This window comes from Bradyrhizobium sp. 33ap4, from assembly GCF_032654765.1.
Taxonomy (GTDB): Bacteria; Pseudomonadota; Alphaproteobacteria; order Rhizobiales; family Xanthobacteraceae; genus Bradyrhizobium; species Bradyrhizobium australafricanum.
Window position 1 is genome coordinate 109922 of sequence record NZ_JAUMTJ010000003.1, and the last position, 16605, is coordinate 126526.

General features: G+C 66.2%; 13 protein-coding genes and 1 pseudogene. 4 read left to right on the forward strand and 10 right to left on the reverse strand.

Translation table 11 applies throughout. The annotated features are described in order from the left end of the window. Positions 1 to 5: 5 nt before the first annotated feature. Positions 6 to 1376, forward strand: a pseudogene (locus tag Q2M23_RS03420) (S41 family peptidase). A 189-nt stretch (positions 1377 to 1565) separates the two neighbouring features. On the opposite strand, the gene Q2M23_RS03425 reads toward Q2M23_RS03420, so the two are convergent. The 5 genes from Q2M23_RS03425 to Q2M23_RS03445 form a co-directional block, all read right to left on the reverse strand. Continuing rightward, on the reverse strand, positions 1566 to 4298 hold the full coding sequence (locus Q2M23_RS03425) for an EAL domain-containing protein (protein WP_316394218.1): 2733 nt from the start codon (positions 4296 to 4298) through the stop codon (positions 1566 to 1568). A gap of 148 nt (positions 4299 to 4446) precedes the next feature. After that, complete coding sequence (moaC, locus tag Q2M23_RS03430) at positions 4447 to 4974, reverse strand: cyclic pyranopterin monophosphate synthase MoaC (RefSeq protein ID WP_050384518.1); 528 nt, start codon at positions 4972 to 4974, stop codon at positions 4447 to 4449. A 4-nt stretch (positions 4975 to 4978) separates the two neighbouring features. Further along, a complete protein-coding gene (gene trpC / locus Q2M23_RS03435; protein WP_076825441.1) occupies positions 4979 to 5800 on the reverse strand; it encodes an indole-3-glycerol phosphate synthase TrpC in 822 nt (273 codons plus the stop codon). A gap of 15 nt (positions 5801 to 5815) precedes the next feature. Next, the gene (trpD, locus tag Q2M23_RS03440; protein ID WP_076825443.1) at positions 5816 to 6829 is read right to left on the reverse strand and encodes an anthranilate phosphoribosyltransferase; all 1014 of its coding nucleotides are present in this window, start codon (positions 6827 to 6829) and stop codon (positions 5816 to 5818) included. Positions 6830 to 6899: 70 nt separating this feature from the next. Then, the gene (locus Q2M23_RS03445; protein ID WP_316394219.1) at positions 6900 to 8801 is read right to left on the reverse strand and encodes a peptidylprolyl isomerase; all 1902 of its coding nucleotides are present in this window, start codon (positions 8799 to 8801) and stop codon (positions 6900 to 6902) included. 241 nt (positions 8802 to 9042) lie between these two features. Between Q2M23_RS03445 and tpiA the strand changes: the two genes are divergently transcribed. Further along, entirely contained in the window at positions 9043 to 9795 is a 753-nt protein-coding gene (gene tpiA / locus Q2M23_RS03450; protein WP_076825446.1) for a triose-phosphate isomerase, read from the forward strand. Between the two features lie 223 nt (positions 9796 to 10018). Here the strand turns inward: tpiA and Q2M23_RS03455 are convergent, their stop codons facing one another. Continuing rightward, a complete protein-coding gene (locus tag Q2M23_RS03455) occupies positions 10019 to 10549 on the reverse strand; it encodes a GNAT family N-acetyltransferase (RefSeq protein WP_076825448.1) in 531 nt (176 codons plus the stop codon). 3 nt (positions 10550 to 10552) lie between these two features. Further along, a complete protein-coding gene (locus Q2M23_RS03460) occupies positions 10553 to 11119 on the reverse strand; it encodes a helix-turn-helix domain-containing protein (RefSeq protein WP_076825450.1) in 567 nt (188 codons plus the stop codon). Positions 11120 to 11322: 203 nt separating this feature from the next. On the opposite strand from Q2M23_RS03460, the gene secG reads away from it, so the two are divergent. Further along, the gene (gene secG / locus Q2M23_RS03465; RefSeq protein WP_316394221.1) at positions 11323 to 11712 is read left to right on the forward strand and encodes a preprotein translocase subunit SecG; all 390 of its coding nucleotides are present in this window, start codon (positions 11323 to 11325) and stop codon (positions 11710 to 11712) included. Positions 11713 to 11879: 167 nt separating this feature from the next. Next, on the forward strand, positions 11880 to 13511 hold the full coding sequence (locus tag Q2M23_RS03470) for a CTP synthase (RefSeq protein WP_057016524.1): 1632 nt from the start codon (positions 11880 to 11882) through the stop codon (positions 13509 to 13511). A gap of 23 nt (positions 13512 to 13534) precedes the next feature. Here Q2M23_RS03470 and Q2M23_RS03475 read toward each other — a convergent pair whose 3' ends face one another. The 3 genes from Q2M23_RS03475 to Q2M23_RS03485 all read right to left on the reverse strand — a co-directional run bounded on the left by Q2M23_RS03475 (position 13535) and on the right by Q2M23_RS03485 (position 16464). Then, positions 13535 to 14197 carry a class I SAM-dependent methyltransferase gene (locus Q2M23_RS03475; RefSeq protein WP_057016525.1) on the reverse strand — a complete coding sequence of 221 codons (663 nt, stop codon included), beginning with the start codon at positions 14195 to 14197 and terminating at the stop codon, positions 13535 to 13537. 216 nt (positions 14198 to 14413) lie between these two features. Continuing rightward, positions 14414 to 15793 (reverse strand): sensor histidine kinase, encoded by a 1380-nt coding sequence (locus Q2M23_RS03480; protein ID WP_076825451.1) that lies wholly within the window; start codon positions 15791 to 15793, stop codon positions 14414 to 14416. After that, the gene (locus Q2M23_RS03485) at positions 15790 to 16464 is read right to left on the reverse strand and encodes a response regulator transcription factor (protein WP_316394226.1); all 675 of its coding nucleotides are present in this window, start codon (positions 16462 to 16464) and stop codon (positions 15790 to 15792) included. The genes Q2M23_RS03480 and Q2M23_RS03485 overlap by 4 nt, the downstream gene beginning before the upstream one ends. Positions 16465 to 16605 lie beyond the last annotated feature (141 nt).

Below are 16605 nucleotides of genomic sequence, written 5' to 3' on the forward strand. Positions count from 1 at the left end.
GGATAATGCGCAAACATGTTGGCTTCTTGCTCGGGACGGTGGCGGGCGCGTGTCTCACCTTGCTCGTGGCCTCGCCGCAGGGCGCGCATCTGTTCGCCGTCGCCAACGCCGCCGCGCATTCCAAGTCGGATCGTAGCCATGTCGTTCTGTGAGCCAAGGAGTTGAGTGTTATAGTTGTCTTCCTAAGACCGCTTGGCCTCCGACTTGAGAAGCCCGAGGACGCCAAGCTCGTCGAGGGCGCGATCAACGGCATGATCTCCTCGCTCGATCCGCACTCCCGCTACATGAACGAGAAGGGCTGGGCGGAGATGCAGGAGACCACGCATGGCGAGTTCGGCGGGCTCGGCATCGAGGTCACCATGGAGGACGGCTTCGTCAAGGTGGTGGCGCCGATCGACGACACGCCGGCCTCGCGCGCCGGCATCATGTCGGGCGACGTGATCACGTCGATCGACGACGACCAGATCCAGGGCATGACGCTCGACCAGGCCGTCAACAAGATGAAGGGCGCCCCCAACAGCTCGATCCGGCTGAAGATCATCCGCAAGGACGCCGACAAGCCGATCGAGGTCTCGATTATGCGCGAGATCATCCGCGTCCGCCCGGTGAAGTATCACGTCGAGGGCGGCGACATCGGCTATATCAGGATCACCTCGTTCAACGAGCAGACCACCGAGGGTCTGCGCAAGGCGATCGGCGATATCCAGAAGCAGATCCCGCAGGACAAGCTCACAGGCTACGTCGTCGACCTCCGCAACAATCCCGGCGGCCTGCTCGACCAGGCGGTCTCGGTGACCTCGACCTTGATGCAGCGCGGCGAGGTGGTCTCGACCCGCGGCCGCAATCCCGAGGAAACCCAGCGCTTCACCGCGCATGGCGGCGACATGACCAAGGGCAAGCCGCTCGTCGTCTTGATCAACGGCGGTTCGGCCTCGGCCTCCGAGATCGTCGCCGGCGCGCTGCATGACCACAAGCGCGCGACCCTGATCGGCACCCGCTCGTTCGGCAAGGGCTCGGTGCAGACCATCATTCCGCTCGGCACCGGCAATGGCGCGCTGGCGCTGACCACGGCGCGCTATTTCACGCCGTCGGGCCATTCGATCCAGGCACTCGGCATCAAGCCCGACATCGAGGTGCTGCAGGACGTGCCGGACGAATTCAAGACCCGCTCGGAGATCAAGGGCGAGGCCTCGATGCGCGGCCATCTCTCCGCCGAGGGCGCCGAGCAGACCGGCTCGCAATCCTACGTCCCGCCGGACGAGAAGAACGACAAGGCGCTGGCCGCGGCGTTCAACCAGCTGCGCGGCGTCACCGTCAACGCCGATGCCAAGAACGCCGACACCAAGGCCGCGCAGAAGCGGCCGGTGCCGAACTAGAACCTGTAGCCCGGATAGCTCCATCCGGGCTACGCAGCTGCCAAAATATCGAAAACAACCCCATGCAAAGGAGCCGGTGGGGGCTGGCGCTCGACCAGGCAATTTGACACGTCGGGCAATTACAGGGTAAATTTCCAAAATTCCGAAATCGTGCGGGCGCGTCCCTCGGGCTCCGACTTCCGAGCAGCCTTACGCCGCGCCGGCGACCGGCTTGCGTCGCCGCGCCGTGCTCGCGCCCGCAGCGGGGCCGCGGCGATGCCCGGCCAGCAGCTCGCGGATCTGGGCAGCGGGCTTTGGCGGGCTGAACAGATAGCCCTGCATCTCCGAGCAGCCGAGCTCGCGCAGCAATTGCTGTTGCTGCGCGGTCTCGACGCCTTCCGCCGTCGTCGTCATGCTGCGCTCGGCGGCGATGTTGACGACGGCCTCGACGATGCCGGCCGAGCCTTGCGGATCGGCGATGTCGGTGACGAAGCAGCGGTCGATCTTGATCTTGTCGAACGGGAATCGCTTCAGGTAGCTCAGCGACGAATAGCCGGTGCCGAAATCGTCGAGCGCGATCCTGATCCCGATGGCGCGCAGCTGGTGCAGCGCGGCCAACGCGCTCTCGTCGTCGCGGATCAGCACCGCCTCGGTGATCTCGAGCTCGAGCCGGCTCGCTGACAGCCCCGACGATGCAAGCGCCGCGATCACCTTGAGCGCCAGCGTGCCGCTGCGGAACTGCACCGGCGAGACGTTGACGGCGAGCCTGACGTGGTCGGGCCAGTTCACGGCTTCCTTGCAGGCCGTCATCAGTACCCACTCGCCGAGCTGGTTGATCAGGCCGGTCTCTTCCGCAATCGGCACGAATTCGGCCGGCGAGATCATGCCGCGCTGTGGATGACGCCAGCGCACCAGCGCCTCGCAGCCGGTGATCTCGTTGCTGCGCAGGTCGACGCAGGGCTGGTAATGCACTTCGAGCCCGCTGCCGGCGGCGATCGTCTGCCGCAACTCCATCTCGAGCTCGCGGCGGGCGCGGGCGTCGGCATCCATCGCCGGCTCGAAGAAGCGGAAGACGCGCCGGCCGGCCGACTTCGCCGCATACATCGCAAGATCGGCGTTCTTCATGATCTGGTCGAGATCGGTGCCGTCCTTCGGCGCCAGTGCGATGCCGATGCTGGCGTCGGTCGTGACCTGGTGGCCGAGGCATTGATAGGGCGCGCGGATCACCTCGTAGATGCGCGCGACGAGGTCGGCGACCTCGGCCTCGCTCTTCACCCCGGTCTGCACGATCGCGAACTCGTCGCCGCCGAGGCGAGCGACGAAATCGCCGTCGCCGATCACGCCGCTCAGCGTCCGCGCCACGGACTTGAGAAGCTCGTCGCCGACCATATGGCCGAGCGAGTCGTTGACGCCCTTGAATTCGTCGATGTCGATATAGAGCACCGCAAGCTGGCTGTCGGGCGTGACATGCGGCAGCTCGCGCCTGATCTCCTCGTGGAACAGCGCGCGGTTCGGCAGGTCGGTGAGCGCATCGTAGTGGGCGAGATGCGTGATGCGCTCTTCGGCGCGGCGGCGCTCGGTGACGTCCTCATGGGTCGCAAGCCAGCCGCCGTCGGCCAGCGGCTCGTTGACGACCTGGATCGAGCGCCCGTCGGGCGTCGTGATCACCATGGTGTTGCGGATGTCGACGTCGCGCAGCACGAGATTGACGTAGCGCTCGACGTCGCCCTGGAACGAGCCGGTCCGGTGACGATGCACGATGACGTCGCGGAAGCTGCAGCCGGGCTTGATGATGTCGGCCGACAACCCGTACATCTCGATATAGCGCCTGTTGCAGATCACCAGGCACTGCGCGGCGTCGAACAGCAACAGGCCCTGCGTCATGTTGTTGACGGCGGTGTCGAGCCGCAGCTTCTCCAGCGTCAGGCGCTGCTGCTGGGCGCGATGCTGCTGCACCAGCTTGCGCACCACCAGCGTCAGCAGGATCGCGATCGCCAGCACCGAGATGCTGGTCACCGCGATCAGGATGCCGATCTGCTCGCGCCAGTTGGCGAGCGCCGCCTCGGTGGTGCTCGTCGCGACGACGACGATCGGGAATTTGGTCAGTGCCCGCGACGACACCAGGCGGTCCTTGCCGTCGACCGGGCTGGCGAGCCGCGTCGTGCTCTGCGGCAGCTCGAAAACCTGCTGCTGATTGACTGGACCGTTGCGGAAATTCCTCCCGATCAGCTCTTCGACATGGGGATAGCGTGCCAGCAGCGTGCCGTCGCGATGATGCATCGAGATCGCGGCGCCGTCGCCGAGCGCCACGGTGGAGAAGAACTTCTCGAAGGCCGCCGGCTCGATGCCGCGGCCGACCACGCCGAGGAATTCCCCGTGCGGACCGGTGACCTTGCGGACGATAACGGTGGTCCAGTTTCCGGTGATGCGGCTCACCACCGGCGCGACCTGCATGTCGGGCGAATAGGGGCTCGACTTGAAGATCTGGAAGTAGGGGCGGTCGGCAATGCTTGCCTGCGGCAGCGGCCAGGCGCCCGAGCTGTTGATCAGAACGCCGTCGGCGTCGAACACGTTGAGGCTGCCGACATTGGACAGCGCGTCCATCTTGGATTTGAGCATCGCATGGATGTCGGCGGCCGACATCCGGCGCCTGTAGTTCTCCGGCGCCGCGATTGCATTGTCGCGCATGAACGTGATCAGGTCGCGCTGGACGACTTCGAGATCGTCGAGCTGCTGGTCGAAATGCCGCGCCAGCAGCAGTACGGTGTTCTCGAGCTCACGCTCGCTGTTGTGCAGGGCGCGATCGCGGAAATTCTCCGCCATCAGCGTAGCGCCGATCGCGATCGCGGCCATCAGCACGGCGCCGCCGAGGATCAGCCAGCGGATCGGACCGCTGCCGATCACCGATTTGATGTTGAACGTGGCGCTGCCGTTTGGAGTCATTTGCCGCAATCGCTTCCAGGTGTTTCACCCGGAAGTAGGTCTCGTGCACCCCCGGCCCGCGAAAGTCGTATCCAATCGAAATGGAGCGCGGGTTAGCGAGATTGGTTAATGAAACCTTGCGGGCATTGGCGACAGTGCGTACCGGCGATCACGCGCCGGCGCGATAGTGCCCCGATTTGCCGCCGATCTTCTCGACGAGGTGGATGCCCTCGATGCGGATGCCGCGGTCGACCGCCTTGACCATGTCGTAGATCGTCAGGCATGCGACCGAGACTGCGGTCAGCGCCTCCATCTCGACGCCGGTCGGCCCCGTCACCTTGACGCTGGCGCGGACGATGCAGCCGGGCAGCTTGCGGTCGGGTGTGATGTCGATCGTGACCTTGGTCAGCGCCAGCGGATGGCAGAGCGGGATCAATTCCGAGGTCCGCTTCGCCGCCATGATGCCGGCGATCCGCGCCGTCGCCAGCACGTCGCCCTTCTTGGCCTGGCCGGTTTCGATCAGCGCCAGCGTCGCCTTGCTCATCACGACGCGGCCTTCGGCGACCGCGGTCCGCTCGGTCGCGGGCTTGGCCGAGACGTCGACCATCCGAGCCTCGCCCTTGGCGTCGATATGGGTGAGGGCGGTGCCGGAGCCGGAAGGCTCGGCCTTGGTCTTGCCCTTGCTGTTCCGCGCCATTGCGTCAGCGCGTTGCGGTGGCGCGCGGGGCGGCCTGCCGCGTCAGCAAGGCGCGGGTCGCCGCGGTGACGTCCTGCTGGCGCATCAGGCTTTCACCGACCAGGAAAGTCGACATCCCGACCCGTTCGAGCCGGGCGAGATCGCCAGGCGTGAAGATGCCGCTCTCGCCGACCATCAGGCGGTCGGGCGGGATCAGCGGTGCCAGCGCCTCGCTGGTCGCGAGCGTGGTCTCGAAGGTGCGCAGATTGCGGTTGTTGACGCCGATCATCGGCGAGCGAAGTTTCAAGGCACGGTCAAGCTCGGCGCGGTCGTGAATCTCGACCAGTACGTCCATGCCGTAGCCGAGCGCGGCGTCCTCGATCTCCCTGGCCGCCGCGTCGTCGAGCGCGGCCATGATGATCAGGATGCAGTCGGCGCCATGGGCGCGCGCCTCCGCCACCTGGTAGGTGTCGAACATGAAATCCTTGCGCAGCACCGGCAGGCTGGTCGCCGCGCGGGCCGCAACCATGAAGTCGAGATGGCCCTGGAACGAGGGCGCGTCGGTCAGCACCGACAGGCACGCCGCGCCGCCGGCCTCGTAGGCCTTTGCGAGCACGGGCGGATCGAAGTCGGCCCGGATCAATCCTTTCGAGGGCGAGGCCTTCTTCACTTCCGCGATTAGCGCGTAGTCGCCGCGCGTATGCTTGTCCTTGAGGGCGCGGACGAAGCCGCGAGGAGCCGAGGCCGATCTGGCCTCCGCCTCGATCTCGGCGAGCGGATGGGCGCGCTTCGCGGCGGCGATCTCCTCGCGCTTGTAGGCCTCGATCTTGGTCAGGATGTCCGACATCGCTTAGCGCCTTGCTTAACCGTTCGAAACCGCGACCAGATGCTTCAGCCGCGCGGCGGCAGCGCCGCTGTCGAGCGACTGGGCACCGATCGCGACGCCTTCCTTGAGGTCCTTGGCGCGGCCGGCCACGATCAGCGCGGCGGCGGCGTTGAGCAGGGCGACGTCGCGATAGGCGCTCGGCTTGCCCTGCAGCACGCTGGAGAGCGCGATCGCATTTGCATCGGCGTCACCGCCCTTCAGCGCCTCGCCGCCGACGCGGCCAAGGCCGGCATCCTCGGGCGTGACCTCTGATGTCCTGATCTCGCCGTTCTCGAGCGTCGCAACGAAGGTCGGGCCGGTGAGGGTGATCTCGTCGAGGCCATCGGAGCCATGCACGACCCATACCTTGTCCGAACCGAGGTTCTTCAGCACCTGCGCCAGCGGCTGCACCCATTGCCGCGAGAACACGCCGACCATCTGCCGCTTGACGCCGGCCGGGTTCGATAGCGGCCCGAGCAGGTTGAAAATGGTGCGGGTAGCGAGCTCGACCCGGGTCGGACCGACATTCTTCATCGCCGGATGATGCGCGGGCGCGAACATGAAGCCGATGCCGGCTTCCTTGACGCAGCGCCCGACTTGTGCGGGCGTCAAATCGAGCTTGACGCCGAGCGAGGCCAGCACGTCGGCGGCGCCCGAGCGCGACGACAATGCGCGGTTGCCGTGCTTCGCCACGGGCACGCCAGCGCCGGCCACGATGAAGGCCGCGCAGGTCGAGACGTTGACCGAGCCGGAGCCGTCGCCGCCGGTGCCGACGATGTCGACGGCCTCCGCCGGCGCCGTGACCGGCAGCATCTTGCCGCGCATCGCGGTGACGGCGCCGGTGATCTCCTCGACGGTCTCGCCGCGCACCCGCAGTGCCATCAATAGCCCGCCCATCTGCGAGGGCGTGGCTTCGCCCGACATCATGCTGTCGAAGGCGGACGCCGCCTCTTCACGCGTCAGCGTGGCGCCGGTGGCGACTTTTCCGATGATCGATTTCAGGTCGTCCATTCGCTGGCTCAGGGTCTGTTGTTGGAGCTTGATCGCCGCGCAGCGCGTCGTCGCGCTGTCCCGATCATGCTCAATTATTTGCGCCTGTCACCTGTGCGAAGGCTGCCTGGTTGATGGTCACACCGATATCGGACTCGATCTTCGTGACATATTGCGCGACCTGCTCGTCGCTCAGCGACCGCCGCAGCGCCTCGGTGAGCTGCTTGGCCGCGTCCGACGCGAAGTCGACCGGCGGCACCGTCACGTTGGTGACGCGGAAGACCACCCACTGGCTGCCGCCGGCGACGGAGGTCTGTCCATCGCCGTCCTTGGCGGTCCGGAATGCCGCCGCAATCACGCCGGCCGGCACGGCAGGCAGCGAGGCCTCGCGGTTGAAATTCGCCGCGGTTTCGACCTTGACGCCGGCAGCGGCGGCTTCGTCGGCGAGCTTGGCGCCGCTGTCGAGCTTCTGGACGATCTCGGTCGCCTTGGCACGCAGCTTGGTGGAGATCTGGTCTTCGCGCCACTTGGCCTCGACCTGATCGCGAACCTCGTCGAGGCTGCGCTCGCGCGACGGCGTGATGCCGAGCACGTCGTACCAGACATAGCCGCCGTTGAACTGGATCGGGTCGTTGTCGACGCCAACGTCGCTGTTGAAGGCCTGCGACACCACGTCGAGGCCGCGCGGGATGTTGGTCGCGACCTGGCCGTTCGGCAGCCGTCCGGAGCGATCGACCGCGTCGATGGTGATCGGCGTCAGCTTCAGTTTCTGTGCGGCTTCGACGACGCTGGCGCCGCCGCCGCGCTCGTCTTCCATCTTGTCGCGCAGGTCGGCGACCTTGGTGCGGGCGCGCTCGGAGGCGATCTCGTTCTTCACCTGCTGGGCGAGGCTCTCATAGCTCGGGGTCGCGCCGGGCTCGACCTTGCCGACCTTGACCAGCGCGACACCGAAGCGGCCCTGCACCGGCTGGCTGACTTCGCCTGCGGGCAGGGAGAAGGCGGCATCGGCGACGGCAGGGTCGAGGATCGCCGACTTCGCGACCAGGCCGAGATTGACGTCGGCCAGATTGAGGTTGCGCTCCTTGGCGATGTCGTCGAACGACGCGCCCGACGCGATCCGCCCGCGCGCGGCCTGCGCCTCGCCGGCGTCCGGAAACACGATCTGCGAGACCTCGCGCTTCTCCGGCGTGCTGAGCCGGTCCTTGCGCTCCTCGAAGATCTTCCTGGCGTCCTCGTCCGACACCGTTTCCCACTTGCCGATTTCCTCCGGCGTGATGGCGACGAAGGAGATCTTGCGGTATTCGGGCGCGCGGAACTGGGCCTTGTGGTCCTCGAAATAGGCGGCGAGCGCCTCGGGCGAGGGCGGATCGATGGTTCCGGCCTGCGCGGCGCCGAGCGTGATGTAGTCGATCGAACGCTGCTCGTTCTGGAACCGGGTCAGCGCCTCGACCAGAGATTTCGGCGGCTCGATCCCGGACGAGATAGTGCCGGCGATCTGGCGCCTGAGGCCAACGCGGCGCTGCTCGGCGATGTAGCGACCTTCGGTATAGCCATAGTTGCGGATCACGGCCTGGAAACGCTGCGGGTCGAACTGGTTGTTGAGGCCCTTGAAGTTCGGATCGTTGTAGATCGCGCGCAGCACCTCGGCGTCGGACAAATTGAGGCCCATGCGGCGTGCTTCCTCGTCCATCGCGGCTTCCGCAAGCGTCTGCTGCAGCACCTGGCGGTCAATGCCGAAGGCGCGCGCCTGGTCCGGCGTCAGCGGGCGGCCGAACTGGCGGCCTAGCTGCTGCAGGCGGTCGGTATAGATCTGGCGGAACTGCTCGGCCGAAATCTCGGTCCCGCCCACCTTGGCGAAGGTCGACTGGCCAAACCCCTTGAAAATGTCGGCAATGCCCCAAATTCCGAAACTGACGATCAAAACGCCCATCACCACGGCCATAATCGTCTTGCCGAGCCAGTTTGATGAGGCTTTCCGCATTCCTCGAAGCATGGGTCCAACTTGTTTTACAGGAGGGGAACCGGGTCGTGCCCAATGGGGAGCCGAAAGTCGAGGCTTTTGTCCCGCAGCAGGGCGTCACCGGGTTGAAAACCCATCATAAAGTGGCCGAAGCGCCCCCGCAACCTTGGCCGCGCGGGCGGAAGCGTCGCACGGTGTGCGCGAAGCCGCGCTCTGGAAGTCGCCGCCCGGCTCTGGTAGCGCAGGGACACGCTCGAACGATGGGAAATCCGACATGACCGACGCCATCCGGCCGCTGATCGCCGGCAACTGGAAAATGAACGGCCTGAAATCCTCTTTTGCCGAGTTCGACGCGATGCTGGCGGGCGCCGGAGATGTCGCCGGGAAGGCTGATCTCCTGGTCTGTCCGCCCGCGACATTGGTCGGGGCGTTCGCTGACAAGGCGCGCGGCTCGAAGGTCGCGGTCGGCGCCCAGGATTGCCATCCCAAGGCATCGGGCGCCCACACCGGCGATCTCTCGGCGGAGATGTTCAAAGACCTCGGCGCGGTCGCGATCATCGTCGGCCATTCCGAGCGGCGCGCCGACCACGGCGAGACCGACGCCTTGATTCGGCAGAAGGCGGAGGCCGCCTGGCGCGCCGGGCTGACCGCGATCGTCTGCATCGGCGAGACACGCGAGCAGCGCGACGCCGGCAAGACGCTCGATGTCTGCGGCACCCAGCTTGCGGGCTCGCTGCCCGACGGCTCGACCGCGGCCAACCTGGTGGTGGCCTATGAGCCGGTCTGGGCGATCGGCACCGGCCTGACCCCGACGGCCAAGGATGTCGAGGAAGTTCACAGGTTTATCCGAGGTCAGCTCACCGATCGCTTCAAGGGCGAGGGAAACAGGATCAGGATCCTCTACGGCGGCTCGGTCAAGCCGTCGAATGCGGTCGAGCTGATGGCCGTCGCCAATGTCAACGGCGCCCTGGTCGGCGGCGCCAGCCTCAAGGCGTCGGACTTTTTGGCGATCGCTGCGGGGTGTTAGGGCTGCCCCTTCGCACCGAGCTCTCACACCGTCATCATGAAGGAGGCCGCAACGCGGCCGTCTCGAAGGATCGACGGCCCAGCTGGTGGCCGTCGACCCTTCGAGACGCGCGGAGCCTGTCATCGGGCCGCGCTTTGCGCGGACCCGTTGGCGCTCCTCAGGGTGACGGGATGGGCAGTGTTGCGCAGACAGTTGCCATCGGCATCTCTGCTTGGCTACGGATTCAGGCCGCCGCCGCGCCGATCCGCTTCCAGTAGATCATCGTGCCGGTGAGGCCGCCATTCGGCTTCAGCGCGTAGTCCGGGATGAGGCCGGTGAGCTGAAATCCCAGTCTTTCATAGAGTGGCGCAGCGCCATCCTCTGCGGCGGTGTCGAGCACCAGCAGCGTGCGGCCGTGCGCGATCGCAAGCTGCTCGGCCGTGCGCATCAATTCCGTCGCGACGCCGCGATGGCGATGGGCGACGCGTGTCATCATCTTTGCAATTTCCGCCCGATGCGGCTGGTTGGGCGGCAGCTTGAGCAGAAGCGTCACGGTGCCGATCAGATCATTGTCGGTGAATGCGCCGAGCACGATGCGCTCGCCGCGCGCGGCGGCGCCGAGCGAGTCCTGCCAGAATGCATCGGCGTCGTCCGGCGACAGCGGATGCATGAAGCTCACCGAGCCGCCGCTGGCGACGGTCTCGATCAACAATTCGCTGAGCGCGCTGCGAATCCCGGGCTCATCGGCGAGTGGCTTGATCGAAAACTGCGGCATGCATCAGCTCCGGGCCAGGGCGACCACATAGGTGCAGGAGGCGTTGGTCTCGTTGGCGAAGGTCGTCTCTGCCGGCGGGCCGAATCCGAGGCAATCACCGGCGCCGAGCAAATGGCGTGCGCCGCCTTCGGTGATGACGAGGCTGCCGCTGAGCACCCAGACCAGTTGGCGGATATGCGCGTAGGAGGAGGCGGGCAGGGTCACGGTCTGCTTCGGCGGCAGCTCGACCCGCACCAGTTCGACCGGATGGTCGGGACGGCTGAACACCTGGCGGCGTAGATAGCCGGTTTCCGGATCGCGCCAGACCGGTTGCGCGGCGGCGCGCGACAGCCGTTCGCCCTGGCCTTCGGCGCGCAACATCAGGCCGGCCAGGGTGAGATCGAAAGCCGAGGCGAGGCGCACCAGCACGACCGCGGTCGGGCTGACCTCGGCGCGCTCGATCTTGCTGATCGTGGCCTTCGAGACGCCAGCGCGTTCGGCGAGGTCGGCCAGCGACCAGCCCCGGCCATCGCGCTCGAGCCTGATCCGCTGCGCCAGGCGCTGGCTCAGATCTTCTACTAAAGTATCCATTTGTCTACTATAGTAGAAATTGCCGGTTCCCGGCAAGGCCCGGCCGGGCCGCCATCGGCGCCGCTTGTGATCGTCGACAGTGCGACTATCTCGGGGGTGACAATGCCCGGTGCAATCGTGTAACAGGGCGCGACTTCACGAAAACCGTAGAGCCGATAGCGCCGTTTGTCTGGCCGCTTGGCGGCTTGTGACGAAGGCTTGCGATGCAGACTGTCGTTATCATTGTCCACCTCATGATTGTCGCCGTCATGATCGGCGCCGTGCTGTTGCAGAAATCCGAAGGCGGTGGCCTTGGCATGGGTGGCGGCGCCGGCTTCATGTCGAGCCGCGGCACCGCCAATTTGCTGACGCGGACTACGGCGATCCTCGCGGTGGGCTTCTTCATCACCAGCCTGTTCCTGTCCTGGTACGCAGGCTACGACCGCAAGCCGAGCTCGATCGTCAGCACCGGCGCGCCGGCGCAGACGCAGCCGGCCGGCGGCACGCCGATGAACGCGCCGACCTCGGGCGGCATCCTCGATTCGCTGAAGAAGGCCGACGAGCAGCAGGGGCAGCAGGCCCCGAGCGGCCCGCAGGCGCCACGGTCGCAATAAAGCGGGGTGGCCATGCAGGATGCCCCGCTGGCATCCTGCATCAGAAACCCCCATCAATGCTCTGAAATCGCTTCCAGTTTGATGCAACCCACAGCCCGGCGAATTGTTTGCCGGGAACAGCCGATTCGTTTTGCGAATCGCCGGAGTCGGATTAAAGGTAAAGTCCCATGGCGCGGTACATATTCATCACCGGCGGCGTGGTCTCCTCGCTCGGCAAGGGTCTGGCTTCAGCGGCGCTCGGCGCTCTGCTGCAGGCCAGGGGCTACAAAGTCCGCCTTCGCAAGCTCGATCCCTATCTCAACCTCGATCCCGGAACGATGTCGCCGTATCAGCACGGCGAAGTGTTCGTGACCGACGACGGCGCCGAGACCGATCTCGATCTCGGCCATTACGAGCGCTTCACCGGTCGTCCGGCCACCAAGGCCGACAACATCACGACCGGGCGAATCTACCAGGACATCATCACCAAGGAGCGCCGCGGCGATTATCTCGGCGCCACCATCCAGGTGGTTCCGCACGTCACCAATGCGATCAAGGAATTCGTGCTGTCGGGTAACGACGAGTTCGATTTCGTGCTGGTCGAGATCGGCGGTACCGTCGGCGACATCGAGGGCCTGCCGTTCTTCGAGGCGATCCGCCAGCTCAAGAACGAGCTGCCGCGCGATCACGCGGTCTACATTCACCTGACGCTTCTGCCGTACATTCCAAGTGCCGGCGAACTCAAGACAAAGCCGACGCAGCACTCGGTGAAGGAGCTGCGCTCGATCGGCATCCAGCCGGACATCCTGCTGTGCCGCACCGATCGCGAAATTCCCAAGGAGGAGCGGCGCAAGCTCGGCCTGTTCTGCAACGTGCGCGAGAGCGCCGTGATCGAGGCGCGCGACGTCGACAACATTTACGCCGTGCCGGAGGCCTATCACGCCGCCGGCCTCGACGATGAGGTGCTGGCCGCGTTCGGCATCACCGCGAAGATTCCGCCGGCGCTGCAGAGCTGGCACGTCATCAACGAGCGCGTCCGCAATCCGGAAGGTGCGGTGACGATCGCCATCGTCGGCAAATACACCGGCATGAAGGACGCCTACAAATCGCTGATCGAGGCGCTGTCGCACGGTGGCATCGCCAACAAGGTGAAGGTCAATCTCGATTGGATCGAGAGCGAGGTGTTCGAGAACGAGGACCCGGCGCCGTTCCTCGAGCACGTCAACGGCATCCTGGTGCCCGGCGGCTTCGGCCAGCGCGGCGCCGAGGGCAAGATCCGCGCGGCGCAGTTCGCGCGCGAGCGTGACGTGCCGTATTTCGGCATCTGCTTCGGCATGCAGATGGCGGTGATCGAGGCGGCGCGCAATCTGGTCGGCATCGAGGACGCCAACTCGACCGAGTTCGGCCCGACCAAGGAGCCGCTGGTCGGCCTGATGACGGAATGGCTGCGCGGCAACGAGCTCGAGAAGCGCTCGCAGAGCGGCGATCTCGGCGGCACGATGCGGCTCGGGGCCTATCCCGCGGCGCTCAACCGCGGCAGCCGCGTCTCGCAGGTCTATGGCGGCGCGACCGAGATCTCCGAGCGGCACCGCCATCGCTACGAGGTCAACACCGCCTACAAGGACCGCCTCGAGCAGCACGGCCTGCGCTTCTCCGGCATGTCGCCCGATGGCGTGCTGCCGGAGATCGTGGAGTACGAGGACCATCCCTGGTTCATCGGCGTCCAGTTCCATCCCGAGCTGAAATCGCGGCCCTTTGAACCGCATCCCCTCTTCGCGTCGTTCATCGAGGCGGCAGCCAAGCAGAGCCGGCTGGTTTAACTGAGCGGCCGTCAGCTGCGCCGCTACACGGCGCAGTCCTCGCTGGTCCGGCGTTCCTTCTTGATCGGTGAAACGTTTGCACCAGCCGCCGGCGTGCCGTCGCGCGTCATCAGCTTGTATTGCGGGCGTCGCGTCAGCCGGTAGACCGCGGCCGGCGGCACGTTGAGGATGGCGCGATCGACCAGCGTGGCGCGCAGGCCGAGCCGGTCGAGGATCGGCCGCGGCACCGGACAGCGCATGCCGTAGGTGAATTGATAGAACGCGCCGCCGGGACGTAGATAGCTGAACGCGCCGCCGACGATCGAGATGACCTTGCGCGGCGACATGTTGAGCAGCGGCAGTCCGCTGACGACGGCGCCGACCGGCGCGCCATCGTAGAGCCGCTCCGAGGCGAGGCGCGCCGCGTCCATCCACAGCACGCGCGCGCCGGGAAAGCGCAGCTGCAACAGCCGCATGAAATCCGAGCCGTATTCGATCAGCGTAAGATCCTGCTGGCGCACGCCGCGCTTCAACAGCTGATAGGTGAACGCGCCCGTGCCCGGACCGAGCTCGAGCACCGGGCCGGTGTCGGCGCTGATGTCGCGCGTGATCAGTTCGGCGAGCGCGGCGCCCGACGGCGCGATGGCGCCGACGCGGCCGGGGGCCGCCATCCACGCCGTGAAGAAAGACAGCAGATCATGTGACATTGGGATTCCCAGCAAAGTGTCGCGGCGCTTCGACTCAGATGCGAAGCGTGACGCCTTGTTTGCGGGAGCTGCATTGCGAGAACATTGCGCGAGAGCGCCGTTCCGATTGAATCGGAACGGGGCTCTCGACTCTAGTTTTGACGCGTTTCCTTCACGCGAACCGGTGCCCATCCCGCATCGAGTGCGGGACAGGCTTCGCTCGAAAACGCTTTGGCATCACGACGCGAACGGCGCCGGCGGTAACGTGAGGCGGAAGCACGCGCCGCCCTTCGGACCGTCGAGCACGGAGACGTGACCGCCGTGCAGCCTTGCGATCTCGCGCACCATGTTGAGGCCGAGTCCGGCGCCGCGGTCGAGCGGCGCGAGCCGATAGAACGGATCGAAGATCCGGGTGCGCTGGTCCTGGGGAATGCCGTCGCCTTCATCCGATACGTCGATGGTCGCGGCACTGCCGACATGGATGGTGATGGTGCCGCGGCGGCCGCCATGCTGGATGGCGTTCTGCACCAGATTGGTGAGCGCGCGCTCCAGCGCGGCGCGATCGCCCAAGATCTCGACGCGATCGGTTGCGGTATCGAGCGACAGCTCGTAGCCGGCCGCGATCGCGAGCGGCGCGAGGTCGGCCGCGACATTGCGGGCGACCGCGACGAGATCAACGCGGACGAACGGATTGCGGCACTGGTCGAAGCGCTGGATGTCGAGCAGTTGCTCGGCCAATGTCGCAAGCCGCGCCGAATCCTCGAGCAGGCGGGTTTTCTCCGGACCTGGCGGCAGCGACTCCAGCCGCGTGTTGAGGATCGCGATCGGCGTGCGCAATTCATGCGCCGCGTCGGCGACGAATCGCTGGTGCCGGGAATAGCCATCGTCGAGCCGTTTCAGCGCATCGTTGATGGCGGTCACCAGCGGCGCTACCTCGAGCGGCAGATGGTCCGCCGACAGTCGGCTGCCGCGCTGGCGGAAATCGATCCGGCGCGCTTCGTCGGCGGTGGTATCGAGACCGGCGAAGGCGCGCTTCACCACCATCGGCGTCGCGATGAAGGTGGCGCATGCCATCAGGAAAAGGCCGGGCAGGGCAATGGCGAGGAATGCCAGCGTCGTGGCGAGCGCGGTCTTGACGCTCGACATTGGCCCTTGCGTCGCTGTGAGCACCTGCACGGGGCCGGCGTCGGAATTGACGCGCTTCAGCCGCGCCGGCGGCTTGCGCGGATCATCCTCGAACATCTGCCAGCCGAGCCGCGCCTGGCTGATCTGGTCGAGTGCGTCACCGATCCTGGCAAATTCCGGCGGCACCGCGCCTTCCGTCAGCGAACGGCCATGCCGGTCGCGCACCAGGAACCAGAGGTCGGGCGTGTCGTCACGAAGCTTTTGCAGTTCGGCCGTCGGGCGCAAAATCAACTCGCCCTTGCCGTCGCGTGCGACCGCGCCCTGCACGATGGAAATCACATGATCCTCATCGCGTGGAACGATCAGGAAGCCGGTGGCACACAACGCGCTGATCAGGCAAACGATCAGCATGGCAAGCAGCAGCGCCTGGAGCGTCACCAGCCGCCAGCTCAGTTGCGAGCGCAGGCAATAGTGCTCGGCCTGTTCGCTCATGACGTTTGCTTCAAGAGATAGCCGACGCCGCGGATGCTGTGGATCTCGACGCCGGCGTTGGCGTCGGCAAGCTTGCGCCTGAGACGCGAGACGTGCGCATCGAGCGCGTTGGACTGGATCTCGTCCTCGAAATTGTAGACGGCCTCCTCCAGCGTCGCGCGCAGCACGGTGCGGCCCATGCGGCGCAGCAGCGTCTCCAGCACCAGCAGCTCGCGCCGCGGCAGCTCAAGTGGGCAGCCGTCGACACTGGCCTCGCGATGGCCGCAATCGAACGCCACGCGGCCGGCCCTGATGATCTCGAGCTGCAGGCCGGCGGGGCGGCGCAGCACGGCGCGCAGCCGCGCCATCAGCTCCTCGACCGCGAACGGCTTGGCCAGATAGTCGTCGGCGCCGCTGTCGAGGCCCGTGATGCGGTCGGTGAGATCGCCGCGCGCGGTCAGCACGATGATCGGCACGCCGTCGGCCTTGGCGCGCAGCTTCGGGATCAGCGTGAGGCCGTCGCCGTCCGGAAGCTGGCGGTCGAGCAGGACCGCGCCATGCACGTCGGCACAGATCGCTTCCTCGGCCTCGGCAAGGTTCGGGACGTGGTCGACCACCATGTCGTAGCCCTTCAGCGCCTGCGACAGCGCCGCCGCCATTTCGGCCTCGTCCTCAACCAGCAGTATCCGCATGTCCTTGTGGTCCAACTCCTGAAGGCAGGTTTTAGGGCAAGTAACATTGCAACAACATTGCGGAAATGGCCGCCCGTCGCGAGCAGGGGTGCCATGTTGTCACCCCCTCAAGACAGTCCGGAAGGCGCTGGCTATAACCGC

Bases quoted from the DNA above. Each gene is read 5' to 3' on its own strand.
- Q2M23_RS03425 (WP_316394218.1), bottom strand. From the start codon at position 4,298: ATGACTCCAAACGGCAGCGCCACGTTCAACATCAAATCGGTGATCGGC.
- moaC (WP_050384518.1), bottom strand. From the start codon at position 4,974: ATGGCGCGGAACAGCAAGGGCAAGACCAAGGCCGAGCCTTCCGGCTCC.
- trpC (WP_076825441.1), bottom strand. From the start codon at position 5,800: ATGTCGGACATCCTGACCAAGATCGAGGCCTACAAGCGCGAGGAGATC.
- trpD (WP_076825443.1), bottom strand. From the start codon at position 6,829: ATGGACGACCTGAAATCGATCATCGGAAAAGTCGCCACCGGCGCCACG.
- Q2M23_RS03445 (WP_316394219.1), bottom strand. From the start codon at position 8,801: ATGCTTCGAGGAATGCGGAAAGCCTCATCAAACTGGCTCGGCAAGACG.
- tpiA (WP_076825446.1), top strand. From the start codon at position 9,043: ATGACCGACGCCATCCGGCCGCTGATCGCCGGCAACTGGAAAATGAAC.
- Q2M23_RS03455 (WP_076825448.1), bottom strand. From the start codon at position 10,549: ATGCCGCAGTTTTCGATCAAGCCACTCGCCGATGAGCCCGGGATTCGC.
- Q2M23_RS03460 (WP_076825450.1), bottom strand. From the start codon at position 11,119: ATGGATACTTTAGTAGAAGATCTGAGCCAGCGCCTGGCGCAGCGGATC.
- secG (WP_316394221.1), top strand. From the start codon at position 11,323: ATGCAGACTGTCGTTATCATTGTCCACCTCATGATTGTCGCCGTCATG.
- Q2M23_RS03470 (WP_057016524.1), top strand. From the start codon at position 11,880: ATGGCGCGGTACATATTCATCACCGGCGGCGTGGTCTCCTCGCTCGGC.
- Q2M23_RS03475 (WP_057016525.1), bottom strand. From the start codon at position 14,197: ATGTCACATGATCTGCTGTCTTTCTTCACGGCGTGGATGGCGGCCCCC.
- Q2M23_RS03480 (WP_076825451.1), bottom strand. From the start codon at position 15,793: ATGAGCGAACAGGCCGAGCACTATTGCCTGCGCTCGCAACTGAGCTGG.
- Q2M23_RS03485 (WP_316394226.1), bottom strand. From the start codon at position 16,464: ATGCGGATACTGCTGGTTGAGGACGAGGCCGAAATGGCGGCGGCGCTG.